Here is a 17,238-nt window from a genome sequence, read left to right as displayed (position 1 = left end):
CAATAAGAGGTTCTCCCGTCTTCGGAGTTAGCCGTTCTTAGGTCCGGCCGAAGTGATTTGGCCCCGCGAGATTTGCTGCCCGGCTCCCCAAGACACGCCGCTTCCCTTCAGCCCGGACCTCAATATCAAAATCCCCATTTACCAAAGTTTGGCCGCAAATCCTCAGTTCCGCTGCCATTCCCCTCTGTGATCAGCCCTTTTTGATCTCCCCCGCCTTCGAAAGTGCCAGCTTCGTAGCCAGCGGTCCGACCAGCTCGTAGATCACGGTACCGCAGAGTATGATCGCGCGGATCGCGGCTCCATGCTCGGGCACTACGGTCATGGCGATTCCTGAGAGGCCGATGGCCACACCGGCCTGGGGCAGCAGGGTAAAGCCCAGGTATTTTGAAACTACCGGGGGAGCTTTGGAGATCTTGGCGCCGAGCGCTGCGCCTAACGCCTTACCGGCCACACGGAATACGATATAAATCGCTCCGACCACTCCGATCGTGGGAATGATGCCGATATTTAATTCCGCACCGGATATTACGAAAAACAGCATGAAGATAGGCGGAGTCAGCCTGTCCACAATCGGGAACATGACATCAATCTCTGTGGAGATATTTACCAGCACACCGCTCATCATCATACAGGCCAGGAGGGAGGATAAACCCAGCATATCGGAGACTCCGATACACAGGAAAATCATACCGATGATACAGGACAGCCTCGTCCCACGTCCCGTGAACAGTTTCAGCAGATATCTTAATACGATGCCCAGTACTGCGCCGTATACCAGCGCCCCTACGATCTCGAATACAGGCTCCAAAAGCGTCTGTGCCAGCGCCACCTCACCCTGGGAGGTGAGGGCTTTCGCGATGGCCACGGATATGCCAAAGCTCATCAGGGCAACTGCGTCATCGATAGCTACAACCGGAAGCAATGTCTCGGTCACCGGCCCTCTGGCTTTATATTGCTTGACTACCATCAAAGTGGCCGCGGGGGCTGTAGCTGCGGCGATGGCCCCCAGTACCAGTGAAAACGCCACATTCTGGCCAGTCAGGATTAATACCAGATCGACCAGCAGTACGGCCGCCACGCCTTCACAAACCGCGATGATAACCGGCGATTTACCGACTTTTTTCAGATAGGACAGCTTGAATTCGGAACCAATGGAGAACGCGATGAATCCGAGCGCGATCTCGGAGATGATGTCGAAGCTTTCAATTGTCTCAAGCGGCAGTATTTTCAAACAATAAGGGCCGGCCAACAGGCCGATAATCAGATAGCCGGTTACGTTCGGCAGATGGATCTGCTTAATCAGTTTCCCTCCGGCCAGTCCCAAAAACAGGGCAATCGCCAGATAGGTCAGTGTATTAAGCGTCATAGGACTCACCCAGCCCTTCTACATAGGTAATCGGGATCGAGAACATGATTCCCGTATTCGGCTCTTTCATATCGCCGATCACGTTTTTAATGGCATTTCTGGTGTCCATGACCTGTTCATCTTTCAGTACCAGCAGCATTAATTTACAGGTTTCTTTTTCATCCGAGGTCAGCATGGAACGGAGTACGCCGAACATGGGCAGTTCCTCCATATTAATCAGAGCCTGGGCCATACCGGTGCCTTCCAGTATCGTGCCGCCGGACACGCCGGCCTCCGCCAGTTCCCGGATCAGATGTTCCATCAGATCTACTTTTTTTAGTATCAATACTAATAACTGCATAATATCCCCCTTTTCATATGTTATATATTATGGCAGGCAATTATTGTCTACCTGGTTACCTTATTATTGCCTTATCTCCTGGCATATAGGTATACCCGCAGGGTGTTTCCTTGTTATCTCTTCGACCACAACGGGAAAACAGGCGCCCATCCAGGCGCCTATTTAAAAATGATACTTCTCATATTTATTATTTTGAACTGCTCAGGTATTTTTCGATTTCACCGATCGCGTCTTCCTCATCTCCGCCGTCAGCGGACACTACGACCTCTTCACCAGCGGACAAGCCCAGGGTCATCATACCCATAATACTCTTTGCATTCACTTTTTTCTCTGCGATTTCCACATAGATACTACTCTCGAATTGACTGGCTACCTGGACCAACATAGCGACCGGCCGTGCTTCCAACCCAGATGAAAGTTGAATGGTAATAGGTTTCTTAATCATAATTACTCCTCCTTGTTTTGCCTTAGCTCTTCCGCTAAACTACTTAATTTTCTCAGTCTATGATTTACCCCTGACTTTCCCACCTGGGGCGTAAGCAGCATACCCAGCTCTTTTAAAGTAGCCTCCGGATACTCCAGTCTCAATGTTGCGATCTCACTAAGCCCTTCCGACAAATCGTCGAAACCGACGTTCTGCTGTATATACCGGATATCCTCGATCTGCTTGACCGCTGCTGAGACAGTTTTATTAATATTGGCCGTCTCGCAGTTCACCTGCCGATTTACAGAATTCCGCATATCCTTCAAAATCCGGACATTTTCCAGATTCATCAGGGAAACGTGAGCCTCCATCACATTCAGGATGTCCACAATCTGGGCTCCCTCTTTAATATAAACCACATAGTACTTCTTTCGCAATACAATTTTAGCTTCTATATCGAAGCTGCGTATGATTTCCTGAAGCTGAACAGCTTTCGGCATCGTGGCACAGACGATCTCCAAATGATAGAATTTCTCCGGATCACTGATAGAACCCGCCGCCAGAAACGCACCTCTTATGAAAGCCCGCCTGCAGCAGGCGCGCTGGATCACCAGATGATTGACCAGCGGGACTTCTTCGTCCTCACCTTTTGGCAGCATATCCAATAGCTTTGTAGCCTGCAGTATGCGGAGAGAATCCTCCGGATCTTTTACCGTCAGCAAATAGGTTTTGCTTTTTTTAAGATATACATTCCTTCGAATAGAAATTTCCGTCTTTATATTAAAGGTTTTTTTCAATAATGTAAAGTACTTTCTGGCAACTGCAATATTTTCCGTATGAATCTTCACAAAATATCTGTTTTTCTCAGTGACCTGGATTCGGCCGCACATGCCGATAATAGCTGCGATCTCAGCGATCTGGCAATGCCTGGCCCGGTTTACCTGCCTGGAAAGTTCTTCCTTGACCTCACTGGAAAAGGACATAGCTTCCTCCTTATAAGGGATCTCTATGCTTTGCGCACGGCATCCTTTTCAATATCCCGGTGTTCAATCTTCAGCCCGTATTCAACAGAATTGCCGAGGGCCTCATACAGCTTATTCGCCAGTGTCACGGAGCGATGCTTGCCTCCGGTACAGCCAATACTGATCACAAGCTGATTTTTACCTTCTATTATATAGTTTGGTATTAAAAACTTCAACATCTCGACTAATTTATTTAAAAATTCGTGAGAAACGTCAAAACCCATCACATAATCCTGCACTTCTTTGTCATTTCCGGTCTTGGGTTTCAGTTCATCAATATAATAGGGGTTGGGCAAAAAGCGCACATCAAACACCAGATCGGAATCACTGGGGATTCCGTACTTAAAACCAAACGACAGAATGGTAATCACCAGATTTTTAAATTCCTGATTCTGTACAAATATTTTATCCAATTCTGCCTTTAATTCTCTTGTCAATAATTGGCTGGTATCAATGATGGTATCCGCCTGTTTTTTCAAAAATTCCAGTTTCCGCCGTTCTTCCTGAATCCCTTTATCCACCCGGCCGCCCCCGGACAGCGGATGGCTCCGCCTGGTCTCCTTGTATCGCTTGACCAGCACTTCATCCTCCGCATCCAGGAAAAGGACTTCATAAGTGAATCCGGCCACAACCATCCCTTCCAGCACCTGCTCCAGTTCCCCCAGAGCCTGTCCGCTTCGGATGTCTACTCCCAGCGCGACCTTTGAGATCTCGCTGGACGGAGCATAGGTAAGCTCCGCAAATTTGCTGATCAGAGAAATGGGCAGATTATCCACACAATAATAGCCCACATCCTCCAACATTTTCAAAGCGGTACTTTTTCCCGCACCGGACATCCCGGTTACAATGACAAATCTCATTTAGTCTACTCCCTCGAAACATCCAAGCGTCTTCACCTCTGTCTCCAGAGTAACGCCAAACTGTTTTTTTACTTCGGCCTGTATATGCCGGATCAACTGCATAATCTGGGATGCCGTCGCATTCCCCCGGTTGATCACGAAACCACAGTGCTTCTCCGACACCTGCGCGTCCCCTACCCGGCAGCCCCGAAGCCCCGCATCCATAATCAGCTTACCGGCGAAATATCCCTCCGGCCTTTTAAACGTGCTGCCGGCGCTCGGATATTCCAGCGGCTGCTTTTCACTGCGGGCTTTCTGCAGTTTCTCCATCTGCCCGCGGATCATTTCCGTTTCCCGGGGCGTCAGTTCAAATTCTGATTCCACCACGATACCGTGAACTTTAGCCACTGCACTGGTCCGGTAGCCGAACTCCATCTCATCCCTGGAAAGTACCCGAAGCCCGCCCTGCGGCGTCAGCATCGTTACCGCTGTGCATACATCCTTCAGTTCTCCTCCATAGGCCCCTGCGTTCATCACCGACGCTCCGCCCACCGTACCTGGTATTCCGGCCGCGAACTCCAGACCGCCAAGTCCTTCCTCCAGCGCCCGTTTTGCCAAACGGGATAACAGTACCCCCGCCTGTGCCGCGACGTGTGTCCCCTGCACCCGGATTTCATCCAGATTTTGATAGATCTGAATCACAGCTCCCCGGTACCCGGTGTCGCTGACCAGTAGATTACTTCCATTGCCAAGTATATAGTAAGGGATTTTGCAGTCGTTACAGATTCGAATTGTCTGCTGAATTTCCTGAATGGTATGAGGGGTAATAAAATAGTCCGCAGGACCGCCGACCCGAAACGTAGTGTGTTTCTTCATGGCTTCTTTCAGTTTTACGCTGCCGCTGCCAACAATCTGACTTATTTGATCATAGAATTCCTGATTCACTGATAGGTCCTCTTATATTCTAATATATATTCACTAATATATTCCAAAGACGGTAACATTTATACCTGCAAAACCGTCTATGATTATCATACAATAATCGAACGATGAATTCAATCATTTTACTATGACAATCTTTTTGCCGTTTTTTACCTTTTTATAGCGTTTTTTACTAAGAAAGAAAAAGGGGACATGTCCATTCCGGTTTGGGACAGGTACAAACTGGTTTGTACCTGTCCCAAACCGGAATGGACATGTCCCCTTTTGACTATTTACAGGCAGGATTCTAAGTCAGACTGCTTATAATCCCCGCGTGACATATCCATAATATACCCGCTTTTCATAAGCGCCCGGCGGTTCTTTTCCAGAGATTCCGCTGCCTCTGTGCCAAAACTGGCTTTGTTGTCGTAGAGAAGGTAGGCCCCCCTGACATCTTCGGGAGACAGGTTGGGCATGATGACATTGGCTCCCGCGTCCAGCGCTTTTTCCCGGCCTTCCGGCGATAATGTGGCTAACGCCGTGGTAGCCGGGATCAGGGCATGGGGCAGGAGAAGCCTGGTCAGGGCTACCATCAGAATGGTCATGCCCAGCGGGTCGGAAACTTCGGTGGCCATGGACGGATCGGAGGCGAATCCTGAAAAGACAGATTCATGATGGGGTAAAAATGGACCGATTCCCACCATTTGAGGGGCCAGTTCCGATAGATAGAAAAGATCTGCGGCCAGATGCTCTAAAGTCTGGTAGGGGGAACCGACCATGAAGCCGGCTCCGGTCTGAAATCCGATCTTTTTCAGTTCGGCCAGGCACTGCATCCGGTTGTAAAGACGAAGAGCCGGAGGGTGTAGTCTGGCATAGTGCTCCGGTGTGGCCGTCTCATGCCGCAGAAGATACCGGTCGGCGCCGGCTTCGTAGAGGAGCCGGTAGGATTCACAGGACCGCTCTCCCAGAGACAGGGTGACGGCGCAGTCAGGGAACTCTGCCTTGATGGATCGGATGATATCACAGAGGCGCGTGTCCGTATACCAGGGATCTTCCCCTCCCTGCAGGACAAAGGTGGAAAAGCCCAGAGATGCTCCACTCCGGCAGCAGTTCAGGATCTGTTCCCGATCCAGCCGGTAGCGCTGCGCATTCGTATTTGCCGACCTGATCCCGCAATAATAACAGTTATTTTTACAGTAGCTTGAGACCTCGATCAATCCTCGCAGATATACCCGATGCCCGTAGCTGCGGTCTCTGACCTCACCGGCCATTCTTATGATATCGTTATGGTAGTCTTCCTTCCGGATCAGGCCCAGCAGGGCCTCCTTAGTTGGCGTCTGTATGATTCTTTGAATGGTCTGTTGTCTGGTTGATCTCATCTTCTTATACCTCGTCTGTTTCATCCAATCTTCCTGTATCCGGCTGCGGCGCCTGCATTTTACATGGATGAAGTAAGTAATGCGGCTGCCTCCGGAAAAGGTTTCAGTGCCCTGGGCAGAATACCCATTACGTGTGCGATGAGCATACCATAGTTTGTCATTGGTATCCCCTGTTCCCGGGCCGTGTGCATACGGAAGCGCATTTCCTTCTGGTTCAGCATACAGGCTCCGCAATGTATGATCATTGCATAATCGGACAGTTTCTCCGGAAATTCGGTGCCGGAGGCCCAGGCGAATTCCAGGCCGTCTCCGACCTTTTCCCGGAGCCATCGGGGGATCTTCACCGTCCCGATGTCATCGGACTGTCTGTGGTGAGTGCATCCCTCCACGATCAGTACTTTATCTCCCGCTTTCAGGCGGTCTGCCGCCAGAGCCCCCTTTACCATGGGTTCCAACTCCCCTTTCTGCCGGGCGAACAGAATGGAAAATGAGGTGAGAAGTATATCTTCCGGTGTTTGTGCACTGACCTGCCTGAATGCCTGTGAATCCGTGATGACAATGGATGGCTTTACCGCCAGACTGCCCAATGTCTCCGGGAGACGGTTCTCTTTTGTCACAGCCATCACGGCATCTGCGTCCAGAATCGCCCGGATCGTCTGCTGCTGGGGCAGTATCATTCTTCCTTTGGGAGCGGCGCTGTCAATGGGAGTGACCAGCACCGCCAGATCACCCGGCTTAACGATTCCGTCCAGCAAAGGAGTTTCTTCTTTTACCGCGGAGGCCGCCTTTATGACCGCCTCTTTTACCCGGTCTATGAATTCCGGCTGGTATGCAGTTCCGGTAATAAAAGGAATCTGTTCTGCTTCCAGCAGTTTTAACATACGGCCGGACGGCTTTGCCACGTCGCATTTGTTGATCACCGTCAGGCAGGGCAGAGATCTCATCCTGATCTCTTTCAGGAAATCCGTAAGCTCACGGTCCGGCTCTTCCTGCGCCTCCAGAACCACCAGCGCAAAATCCGTCTTTCGCAGTACCTGCCTGGTCTTTTTGATCCTGAGGGCCCCCAGCTCTCCGCTATCATCAAACCCCGCCGTATCGATGAATACGACCGGGCCGATCGGCAGCAGTTCCATGGACTTATATACCGGGTCGGTGGTAGTTCCCGCCACCTCGGAGACGACGGAAATCTCCTGTTTGGTCAGCGCATTCATCAGGGTAGACTTTCCGGCGTTGCGTTTTCCGAATATGGCAATATGATAGCGATTCCCCATAGGGGTCTGGTTCATGTCGTTTGTTGTCATTCGGGGCTCCTTTCCTATTATTTTACCTTTTGGCTTTCATTCCAAAGGTACCCGGATATCCCTGGAAATATTTCATTTACAGAAACAGGTCCCTTTCGCCGCTCTTAATTTTTTCTATATTTCCGGCAACCAGGATGCGCACTTTTTCATTATCTATCTTCGGAAGCTTGCTTGCGACCAGCCGGTCCACTTTTCTTCTGAACTCATCCGAGCCGTAATCGCAGGCGTATTCCGTCAGGGTCATAAGCGCGTTCGGCAGACAGACATTTTTGATATTTCCGGATTTTGCCAGGGACATGAAGCGGTCGCCGGTTCTTCCGCTGCGGTAACAGGCCGTACAGAAGCTGGGCACCACATCCTCCTCCATCAGCCAATCCACCACGTCCTCATTCGTACGGCTGTCGGAGAGCACGAACTGGGGTTCGTTGCGCTCTCTGGCGCTGTAGCCGCCCACGTCCACGCTGGATCCGCCGCTGATCTGTGAGATTCCGATTTTGATCAGCTCTTTTCTCATCTCCATGGTTTCACGGGTAGAGATGATCATTCCCGTAAATGGTACCGCCAGCCGGACGATAGCCACCAGCTTTTTAAATTTCTCGTCGTCCACACCATGGTCCATAGCGGTCGGGTCCGTGCCTTCTGCCGGACGTATTCTGGGCGAAGAGATCGTATGGAAACCGACGCCAAACTTTTTCTCCAGATGTTCATTGTGCAGCATCAGCCCCATAACTTCAAAATTCGGGTCATCATGCAGGCCATAGAGCACACCACCGCCCACATCATCGATTCCCGCCTCCATAGCGCGGTCAAAAGCGGTCGTATGGTACCAGTAATTGCTCTTTGGGCCATGGGGATGCATCTTCTCATAAGTCTCTTTGCAATAAGTCTCCTGGAACAGGATATAAGTACCGATTCCCGCTTCTTTCAGCATACGGAATTCCTCCACAGAGGTAGATGCGATATTGACATTGACCCGGCGGATCTCCCCATCCGTCTTCATATCATAGATGGTCTTAATACAATCCAGTATATATTCGATCGGACAGTTGACCGGATCTTCTCCCGCTTCCAGCGCCAGCCTCTTATGTCCCATTTTTTCCAGGATACGTACCTCTTCCCTTACTTCATCCATCGTCAGCTTTTTCCGCTGATATTTGTGATGGCAGTTAAATCCGCAGTATGTACAGCCATTAATGCAAAAATCGCTCAGATAAAGCGGTGCGAACATGACGATACGGTCGCCGTAAATATGTTCTTTGATCTTTCCCGCGATCTGAAAGATCCGTACCAGGTGAACCGGATTCTCATTCGTCAAAAGAGCCGCCACCTCCAGATGGGTCAGCCCCTCGAACCGGTCCGCCTTGTCCAGTATCCTTTCGATTTCCTCGTCGCTTGCAGCTTTGGATTTTTCCAGAGTCTCCCGGATATAATCCCCATTAATAAATTCCTCGTCGGGTACGAAACCATCATGATTTAACATTCCCCTATACCTCCTTTTGTGATATCGCTGTCTTCACAAACACATGCGGCAGCCGTCCTAATTTACCTGTCAGAGCATTGATCTGGTCCATTTCGGCCATAACGGTAATCGACACGGCCGCTATCCCCTCCTGATCGAAGGGTATACCCATCCGGCCCCTCACGATTCCATGAAACTCCGACACCACCTTATTGAAATCCTTCTGGCTGACTCCTGGTTCTTCCAGGATCGCACAGATCACTGCGATTTTCCTCATCCACGTCCCTCCTTCCGGCAGTATTGGGGAACAAAAAAGCCCTTCTATCATTCCTGATAAAAGGGCGCAAAACACCTCTGAAACCTACCTCTTTCAGCCGCCGCCAGGCGTTCTGTCAGAACCGGTCTTTGTCTTCTCGTCCCCTTGTGAATCAGAAAATTCTTTTTCATCAGGTTGGCTTCATTATAGCAGGTAATTTTGCTTTATACAATAAAAAACTGTGGGTATGTTTACTATGAGTTACTGAGAGGTTGGGATTCACGGCCAACTTTGGTAAATGGGGATTTTGTGGACGAAGGTCCGGGAAGGGAGGGAGGCGGTCCGGCCTTTGGAACCGGGCGGCGAATCCCGTGGGGCCAAATCACTTCGGCCGGACCTAAGAATGGCTAACTCCGAAGGCGGGAGAACCTCTTATTGGCAGGGCCCGGAACAAACTCGCCACAGGACGGCTCGGACAGTGTTCCAGGCCCTGCGAGGTTCTCCCACCTTCTGCGTAAGCCATTCTAAGGCCCGGCCTCAAGTGATTTGGCCCCACGGGATTCGCCGCCCGGTTCCAAAGGCCGGACCGCCTCCCCCCCTTCCCTGCTTTACAATAGGTTTTTTTACATGTTCCGTATGGCGACAGATTTCGTAGTATTGTTGGTGACTTATTTTTCCGTTAGGAAGCTATCACATCTCCACACATAGGTGATCCATTCTACTGTTCTTACATTTATATCCTAACTAACAGTGCTGTTAGCTAAAGAATGTGTCAGCTAAAGAATGTGTCAGCACATTACACCGTTTACGAGTCTTCCACACGATAAAATATTTTTGTAAAGCAGAGCTGAAGGGAAGCGGCGTGCCCGGTTCCCCAAGACACGCCGGTCTTCAGAAACTCGCCGATACCTTCCGGCTATCGCTAATGATATAAATCACTATAATAAACATCAAGATACATGTCAAGTGAACTGGCAGAAATGGAAGCTGTCGTCTGCGGTGTTTGGGCTATAGGATCTGAAACTTGACAATAAGTTAAGCTGAATAGAGTGCAATAGGTAACTTTTACACATCGGATACGTGTCACTTTATGGAATAGTAAAAGGCCGGAATTTTCGGTAATATACAGATAAGCCAATTGTTAAGTATACATTGTAGAGCAGCGGATGCTGCGAACCCGCCCGCAGGGCATGCATTAATGGGATACTGTTAAGTATACATTGTTGAGCAGCGGATGCTGCGAACCTGCCCGCAGGGCATGCATTAATGGGATACTGTTAAGTATACATTGTTGAGCAGCGGATGCTGCGAACCTGCCCGCAGGGCATGCATTATGGAGATCTGCTGAGTATAATTATAGGATCGCAGGATAACGCACGAATTGAGGTAAATGTGGAGATGGAAGAAGAAAATTTGAAGAATGAATTTTTACAGGATCAGGCAGAAAGGGTCGCGGATAAAATCCTTCGGCTGGAAGCCTACACAGAAATTCAGAATAATATGGGTTGCTGTGTGATGTCCTATAATTACCGGAGGCCGGAGGAAGTACTCTTATTTTTCAGCAGCAGGGAGGATGCCTCTATTGAAATCGCCGACGAGGGAGTTTTCCGGGGACCGAATATCCGGGAAGGAATTACTTACCTGATGCCCTCGAGGTGTGAACCGGGAGAATTGATGGACATCCAGCTGGCCTCGCCGATTATCGAGGTGGCGAAGGATCTTGCGACGGCCCGTACCCAGTGGGTATGCCCTGGAATCGGGGCGCTGCCCCGGGAGGGGGAAGATCCCCAGGCCATCTGGAACTGGGGAATCATCGGCGCCGATTTTATCTATGAGGACGGCAGGTGGAAGATCTGGCATTTTCACTGGTTCCGGCTGATGAAGTGTGATTATCACATGGGATGGGTACAGGATATAAGCCTTGAGAACAGGCCAAACCTGCCGGTACATCCGCTGGCAGAGGAGACCACTTACCACAATCCTTATACGCCCTATTCGATCAGAGAATGCATCCCTATGTATCCCAGACCCTATCAGACGTGGGACGGGGAAGATTGGATGCTGAAGAAAAGGAAAGAGTGATAGCAGCGGTATGAAGAACAAGAAGGTGTTTGAAGAATTGGTACAAGTATTAAGAGAACTGCCGCCGGATCAGCTGGCGGAATGGGAACAAAGGCTGGATCTGCAGCTGTCTGTCTGGGAGATCCGAAACCTGCGGGGAATCTTTTACCGCTATCATGACGACCAGCATATTGGACAGAAGAGAAGAGAGCTGTATGCGGATGAACACCCCGGGATAGATATGGAGGCTATACGCAGGGCCAGACTTCTGCCGGTGGTTGACAGCCTGGAGGGCAACACCCTGATCCATCCGCTGCTGACCCCGGTCATTCAGGTGAACCGGGAAAATGACAAAGCCCGGGCGGTGTTCACCTCCTTTGGCTATGAAGCGCTTTCCATACACCGGGAACCACCTATGGCGATCTGGAGTATGGGCTACATACCAGGAGGCCACTTAAAGCAGCACGGCGAGTGGAGAATCTTATATGGGGAGTGGCAGAGAACGGTTAAGGCAGACCGGGAAAAGGGCTGGGTATCTGACATGCAGCGGTCCAACTGCCGTCCGCCGCTGACGCAGGAGGAAGACCGGAAATATCTGGGACAGTATGCCTATCGAAAAGAAGAACCCAGAAAACCGGTCCCGGCCTATCCGGATGAAAACACCTGGGATGCTTATCCGGATGAGATGGATACGGCATGGATACGCAGAAATCTGAAGGATAGAAGGGAAGATGGAGTATGAAAAAGAGAAAAATGGCATGGCGTTACCGGTATCTGTATCTGCTGATGCTGCCTGGACTCATCTATTTACTGATTAATAATTATCTGCCGATGGCAGGATTAGTAATTGCCTTTAAAAAGGTGAATTTCAGAACCGGGATCTGGTCCAGTCCCTGGTGCGGATTAGAGAATTTCAAATACCTGTTTGCCACCAAAGATGCCTGGATCATAACCCGGAACACGATCCTGTATAATCTGGTGTTTATTATCCTGGGGCTGGTGGTTTCAGTGGCGTTGGCTATCTTCCTGTCGGAGATGAGAAGCAGGAAGATGCGCTCTGTACACCAGGGCTGCCTGCTGATCCCCTATATTATATCTTACGTGGTGGTCAGTTATCTGGTGTATGCGTTCCTGGGCAGCAATGGTCTCATCAACAAAGGAATCCTGCAGGAAATGGGTAAGAATTCCGTTAACTGGTATCTGGAAAGCAAATACTGGCCGTTTATCCTGGTATTTGTCAATACCTGGAAGAACGCCGGGTACGCAAGCGTGATCTATCTGGCTACGATCCTGGGATTTGATGATTCCGTCTATGAGGCGGCCCAGCTGGATGGGGTAACCCCCTGGCAGAAGATCCGTTATATCACCGTTCCGCTGTTAAAACCCACGATTATCACCCTGACTATGCTCAATGTGGGAAGAATCTTCTACTCGGATTTCGGCCTGTTCTATCAGGTGCCGCAGAATTCAGGAGCAATTCTGAATGTGACCAATGTTCTGGATACTTATGTATACCGGGGACTTCTGGAGCTGGGGGATGTGAGTATGTCATCGGCGGCAGGGCTCTATCAGGCGGTGGTCGGATTCTTCGTAATCATGGCGGCCAATGCCCTGGTCCGTAAGATTAGTCCGGATGACGCCATTATATAGGAGATGTGAACATGAAAAGACAAGTCGGTATTTATGGTGTAATAAAACACGCGGTTTTATGGATCTGTTCCCTGAGCTGCCTGATTCCCTTTCTCCTGTTGATTATCTCTTCCTTTACGGATGACAGCACGATCGCACTTAAGGGATACTCGTTCTTTCCCAAGGCCTGGAGCCTGGATGCGTACCGGTATCTGCTGGGACAGGGCGGCAAGATCCTCCACGCATATGGCATATCCCTGTTGGTCACAGTGTTCGGCACCCTGGCGGGACTGGCAATGACATTAATGCTGGCATACCCGCTGTCCAGGCCGGATCTTCCGGGCAGAAGGGTATTCTCGTTCTATGTACTGTTTACCCTGCTGTTCAACGGGGGCCTGGTTCCCAGCTATATCATGTGGACCACCATCTTCCACATAAAGAATACCATATGGGCGCTGATCATCCCCAATCTGATGGTAAAGGCATTTTTTGTAATAATGGCCCGCTCTTATTTTAAATCCAACATACCGCTGGAGATTATAGAGTCGGCCAGGATCGACGGGGCAAGTGAGATCGGGATATTCACCAGAATCGTCCTGCCGCTTGCAAAACCCATTGTCAGCACATTATTACTGTTCATTGGACTTTCCTACTGGAACGACTGGAATAACGGTCTGATCTATCTGACGGATTCCAGCCTGTACAGTATCCAGAATGTGTTAAATGAAATGATCAAGAGTATTACCTCATTGTCCACCATGGGCGGTGCCGTGTCCAGCATGACCACACTGCCCAGCAATACAGTACGGATGGCCATAGCGGTGGTGGGTACGCTTCCGGTTCTGATCGCGTATCCCTTCCTGCAGAAAGGATTCGTGAAGGGAATCGTAATGGGCGGTGTAAAAGGTTGATATCGAAACCTTACATATAGAAATGTTATATATTAAAAACAACGATTTATTTAAGGAGGAAAAACATGAAAAGAAAATTAATGGCCTTACTGATGGCGGCAGCAATGACTATGACAGCTCTCACGGGCTGCGCAGGCAGCCAGTCTGCAGAGACTGAGAACAAAACTGCAGGGGATTCGGCAAAGGAAGAAAACGCAGGAGAGACCCAGACGAAAGAGGGCGAGATGCCGAATCTGGTCGTCACCTATGCCTATCTGGAAGTACCCACTGATATCGATGCGGTGTCGGAGAAACTGAATGAGATTACGAAAGAAAAACTGGGCTGTACCGTAACCTTTATCCCTTATACCTACGGCAATATTCAGGATCAGATGGCACTGACCCTGGCCTCGCCCAGTGAGCAGGTCGACTGTATGTTCGGCATGTTCCGTTCAGGTATCGCCGGGGCCGTCGGGAAAGGCCAGCTAAAAGCACTGGACAGCCTGTTAGACGAGCATGGGCAGGATATCAAGTCCACGCTGGGAGACTACCTGGAAGGGACTACCGTGAACGGGGAAGTATATGGCGTGACTACGGTACGGGATCTGGCCGGTCAATCTGCGTACTATTTTGATAAAGCTATCATCGATGAACTTAACATCGATCTGTCCACAGTACACAAATACGAGGACCTGACCCCGGTATTTGCAAAAATAAAAGAAGCCTATCCCAATCTATACCTGGCCTGCAACTCCGGAGTAAAACCGGAAGGATATTATATGAGTGATGATGGGATTCAGGACCCGCTGACGGATAAGCTGGGTGTGCTTATGGACAGCAGCAAGCTGACAGTTTCCAATCTCTTTGAGTCTGCTGAGTATAAGGATTTCTGTAAAATGATGAAAGAATGGAATGATGCGGGCTATGTGTACCCGGATATTATCACCGACGAGGCTAACGGGGGCCAGGCACTGATGAAGAGCGGTGTGGTGGCCAGCTACCAGAATGTATATAAGCCCGGAGCCCTGACGGAAAATGAATTGCTCGCCGGAAGAGAACTGGAAGTGGCGGTTCTGGGAGAGCCTATCTCCTATACCTCCAAAGTGCAGAATTGGTGCTGGGTCATCCCGGAGAATTCGGTATATCCTGAATTAGCCATGCAGTTCCTGAATCTGCTGTACACGGATGCGGATCTGATCAACCTGCTCAACTATGGAGTGGAAGGAAAGAACTGGGTACTGGATGCGGACGGTTTCGCCACGGATGGTCCTGATACCGAAGGGTATTCGGATAAAACCGCATGGAAATCCGGAAACGCCATGCTTTCCGCAGTCTGGAAGGGAGATGAGGCGACCCTTTACACGGACCTCATGGACTGGAATAAGAGTGCTAACAAATCGGCAGCACTGGGATTTGCTTTTGATTCCGCCAATGTTACTTCGGAATATACCGCGCTGACCTCAGTTACCGCTCAGTACCGTATGATGATCGAGTGGGGATTTGCCGCCGACGTGGACGCATCTATCGCTGAGATGAACGAGGCATTATACGCAGCGGGGCTAAAGGAATATATGGAAGAGAAACAAAACCAGCTGGATGCCTGGGCAGCTGCAAAATAAACGCGGGCCACAGGGAATCAAAGGAAAAGGAGATAAAAAAACAGATGGTTGCATTATCGGAAAATCCGTTTTTTCTGGATCAGGATCAGAAACGCTGGGTTATGGATACTCTGGCAGGAATGACAGAGGAGGAGAAGATCGGCCAGCTCTTCTGCGAGACGCTGTGGAACTGTACCTCGACGGAGAGTGACGTGATCTTCAGCGAGATCAAACCCGGTGGAGTCATGTTCCGGCCAAACACGGCGGAAGACCTGAACAAGTTTACACAGATTGTTCAGGAGCGTTCGGACATCCCGCTTCTGATCGCCGCGAACTTCGAGCGGGGCGGAAACGGAGGAATCAGCAACGGGACCTATTATGGAACACAGATGCAGGTGGCGGCCACCGACAGCGATGCGTGTGCCGAACAGCTGGGGGTCATCGCAGGCCGGGAGGGAGCGGCGCTGGGATTCAACTGGTCTTTCGCGCCGATCGTGGACATTGATGAGAATTATTTAAGTACAGTGACCAACACCCGTACCTATGGTTCGGATCCGGATAAAATCATCCGTATGGCAAAGGGGTATATAGAGGGCGTCCACAGGTATAATCTGGCTGCCACCATCAAGCATTTTCCGGGTGACGGGAAAGACTTCCGGGACCAGCATAAGGTGGCTACAGTGAACAGCTGTACGGTGGAAGAGTGGGATAAAACCTTTGGAAAAATATACAGGGAACTCATTGCTTTCGGCGCGGATGCTGTCATGGCGGCTCACATTATGTGCCCGGCATACAGCAGATTCCTGAACCCGGATCTTACGGACCGGGAGATTCTTCCGGCTTCTCTCTCAAGAGAGCTTTTGCAGGGACTCCTTCGGGAACGGCTGGGTTTTAACGGCCTGATCGTATCGGATGATACTCATATGACGGGTTTCATGACATCCATGGAGCGGGAAAAGGCGGTGCCCTTCTGCATCGCGGCAGGAGTGGATATGTTCCTGTTTACCATTAATCACAGGGAAGATGTGGACTACATGCGTAAGGGTGTCAGAGACGGGATCATCACACAGGAACGCCTGGATGAGGCTGTCACCAGAATTCTGGCGCTGAAGGCAAAGCTCCGGCTGTATGAAAAGAACAATAAACAAAGAGTGGACTTTGGCCAGGAGATCGTCTGCTGTGAAGAGCACAGAACATGGGCCGCTGCATGTGCGGATCAGGCCGTCACCCTGGTAAAGGATGTGAACAAACTGCTGCCGCTGTCACCTGACAAATACAAACGGGTGCTGCTGATTCCCCTGGAGGGAGAAAAGGCCGGACGATACGATAACAATCCCCAGTATCAGAAATTCCGGAAATCCCTGGAAGAGGAGGGGTTCCTGGTGTCGGAAATCGATCCGGAGGAAATGCCGGGAACCGGCATCCGGCCTTTGAAGGAAAAATATGATCTGATGTTATATTTTATAGGCGCTCACACCGGATACCGGATCAACTGGCAGTCCATCGTCTGCGGAGAGATCCCCTGTTATACGAAGGAGATACCGACCATGGCCATTTCCTTTAACAGCCCCTATATGCTGATCGATATTCCCATGGTCAGTACCTACATCAATGCCTACAGTGAGTCTGACTATACCAGGGAAGCGGTGGTGGAAAAGATCATGGGCAGAAGCCCCTTCCTGGGTGTGAGTCCTGTGGACCCTTTCTGCGGAATGTGGGATCTGCCGCTGTAATGAGAGGAAGAATGGTGTGA

Annotated in this window: 16 protein-coding genes; 6 read left to right on the top strand and 10 right to left on the bottom strand. The window is 50.2% G+C overall.

Annotation, left to right across the window (positions count from 1 at the left end):
- Positions 1 to 190: 190 nt before the first annotated feature.
- The 10 genes from ABC831_RS23675 to ABC831_RS23630 form a co-directional block, all read right to left on the bottom strand.
- Entirely contained in the window at positions 191 to 1,366 is a 1,176-nt protein-coding gene (locus ABC831_RS23675) for a cation:proton antiporter (protein WP_343250539.1), read from the bottom strand.
- Complete coding sequence (locus ABC831_RS23670; protein ID WP_343250538.1) at positions 1,356 to 1,706, bottom strand: hypothetical protein; 351 nt, start codon at positions 1,704 to 1,706, stop codon at positions 1,356 to 1,358. Before ABC831_RS23670 ends, ABC831_RS23675 begins: the two co-directional genes overlap by 11 nt.
- A 187-nt stretch (positions 1,707 to 1,893) precedes the next feature.
- Positions 1,894 to 2,151 carry an HPr family phosphocarrier protein gene (locus tag ABC831_RS23665; protein WP_158350166.1) on the bottom strand — a complete coding sequence of 86 codons (258 nt, stop codon included), beginning with the start codon at positions 2,149 to 2,151 and terminating at the stop codon, positions 1,894 to 1,896.
- A 2-nt stretch (positions 2,152 to 2,153) separates the two neighbouring features.
- Positions 2,154 to 3,113: a DNA-binding protein WhiA gene (whiA, locus tag ABC831_RS23660; protein ID WP_343250537.1), complete on the bottom strand. Its 960-nt coding sequence runs from the start codon at positions 3,111 to 3,113 to the stop codon at positions 2,154 to 2,156.
- A 23-nt stretch (positions 3,114 to 3,136) separates the two neighbouring features.
- Positions 3,137 to 4,012 (bottom strand): RNase adapter RapZ, encoded by an 876-nt coding sequence (gene rapZ / locus ABC831_RS23655; protein ID WP_343250536.1) that lies wholly within the window; start codon positions 4,010 to 4,012, stop codon positions 3,137 to 3,139.
- The gene (gene murB / locus ABC831_RS23650) at positions 4,013 to 4,936 is read right to left on the bottom strand and encodes a UDP-N-acetylmuramate dehydrogenase (protein WP_343250535.1); all 924 of its coding nucleotides are present in this window, start codon (positions 4,934 to 4,936) and stop codon (positions 4,013 to 4,015) included.
- 269 nt (positions 4,937 to 5,205) lie between these two features.
- Complete coding sequence (hydE, locus tag ABC831_RS23645; protein WP_343250534.1) at positions 5,206 to 6,315, bottom strand: [FeFe] hydrogenase H-cluster radical SAM maturase HydE; 1,110 nt, start codon at positions 6,313 to 6,315, stop codon at positions 5,206 to 5,208.
- Positions 6,316 to 6,350: 35 nt separating this feature from the next.
- On the bottom strand, positions 6,351 to 7,592 hold the full coding sequence (hydF, locus tag ABC831_RS23640) for a [FeFe] hydrogenase H-cluster maturation GTPase HydF (protein WP_343250533.1): 1,242 nt from the start codon (positions 7,590 to 7,592) through the stop codon (positions 6,351 to 6,353).
- Between the two features lie 76 nt (positions 7,593 to 7,668).
- Positions 7,669 to 9,072, bottom strand: a complete 1,404-nt coding sequence (hydG, locus tag ABC831_RS23635; RefSeq protein WP_343250532.1) for a [FeFe] hydrogenase H-cluster radical SAM maturase HydG — start codon at positions 9,070 to 9,072, stop codon at positions 7,669 to 7,671.
- Between the two features lie 4 nt (positions 9,073 to 9,076).
- Positions 9,077 to 9,328, bottom strand: coding sequence for a TM1266 family iron-only hydrogenase system putative regulator (locus tag ABC831_RS23630; RefSeq protein WP_158348583.1), 252 nt, complete (start codon positions 9,326 to 9,328; stop codon positions 9,077 to 9,079).
- Positions 9,329 to 10,633: 1,305 nt separating this feature from the next.
- Between ABC831_RS23630 and ABC831_RS23625 the strand changes: the two genes are divergently transcribed.
- From ABC831_RS23625 to ABC831_RS23600, 6 genes are all read left to right on the top strand, one after another.
- Positions 10,634 to 11,389, top strand: a complete 756-nt coding sequence (locus ABC831_RS23625; RefSeq protein ID WP_343250531.1) for a nuclear transport factor 2 family protein — start codon at positions 10,634 to 10,636, stop codon at positions 11,387 to 11,389.
- Between the two features lie 10 nt (positions 11,390 to 11,399).
- A complete protein-coding gene (locus ABC831_RS23620; RefSeq protein ID WP_343250530.1) occupies positions 11,400 to 12,110 on the top strand; it encodes a hypothetical protein in 711 nt (236 codons plus the stop codon).
- A complete protein-coding gene (locus tag ABC831_RS23615; protein ID WP_343250529.1) occupies positions 12,107 to 13,018 on the top strand; it encodes an ABC transporter permease in 912 nt (303 codons plus the stop codon). The genes ABC831_RS23620 and ABC831_RS23615 overlap by 4 nt, the downstream gene beginning before the upstream one ends.
- Positions 13,019 to 13,029: 11 nt before the next feature.
- Positions 13,030 to 13,908: a carbohydrate ABC transporter permease gene (locus ABC831_RS23610; RefSeq protein WP_343250528.1), complete on the top strand. Its 879-nt coding sequence runs from the start codon at positions 13,030 to 13,032 to the stop codon at positions 13,906 to 13,908.
- 65 nt (positions 13,909 to 13,973) lie between these two features.
- A complete protein-coding gene (locus ABC831_RS23605) occupies positions 13,974 to 15,506 on the top strand; it encodes an ABC transporter substrate-binding protein (protein ID WP_343250527.1) in 1,533 nt (510 codons plus the stop codon).
- Positions 15,507 to 15,550: 44 nt separating this feature from the next.
- Positions 15,551 to 17,218 (top strand): glycoside hydrolase family 3 protein, encoded by a 1,668-nt coding sequence (locus tag ABC831_RS23600; protein ID WP_343250526.1) that lies wholly within the window; start codon positions 15,551 to 15,553, stop codon positions 17,216 to 17,218.
- Positions 17,219 to 17,238 lie beyond the last annotated feature (20 nt).

It is taken from the genome of Diplocloster hominis (assembly GCF_032380655.1).
GTDB lineage: Bacteria > Bacillota > Clostridia > Lachnospirales > Lachnospiraceae > Diplocloster > Diplocloster hominis.
This window is presented reverse-complemented; position numbering and strand designations above follow the sequence as displayed.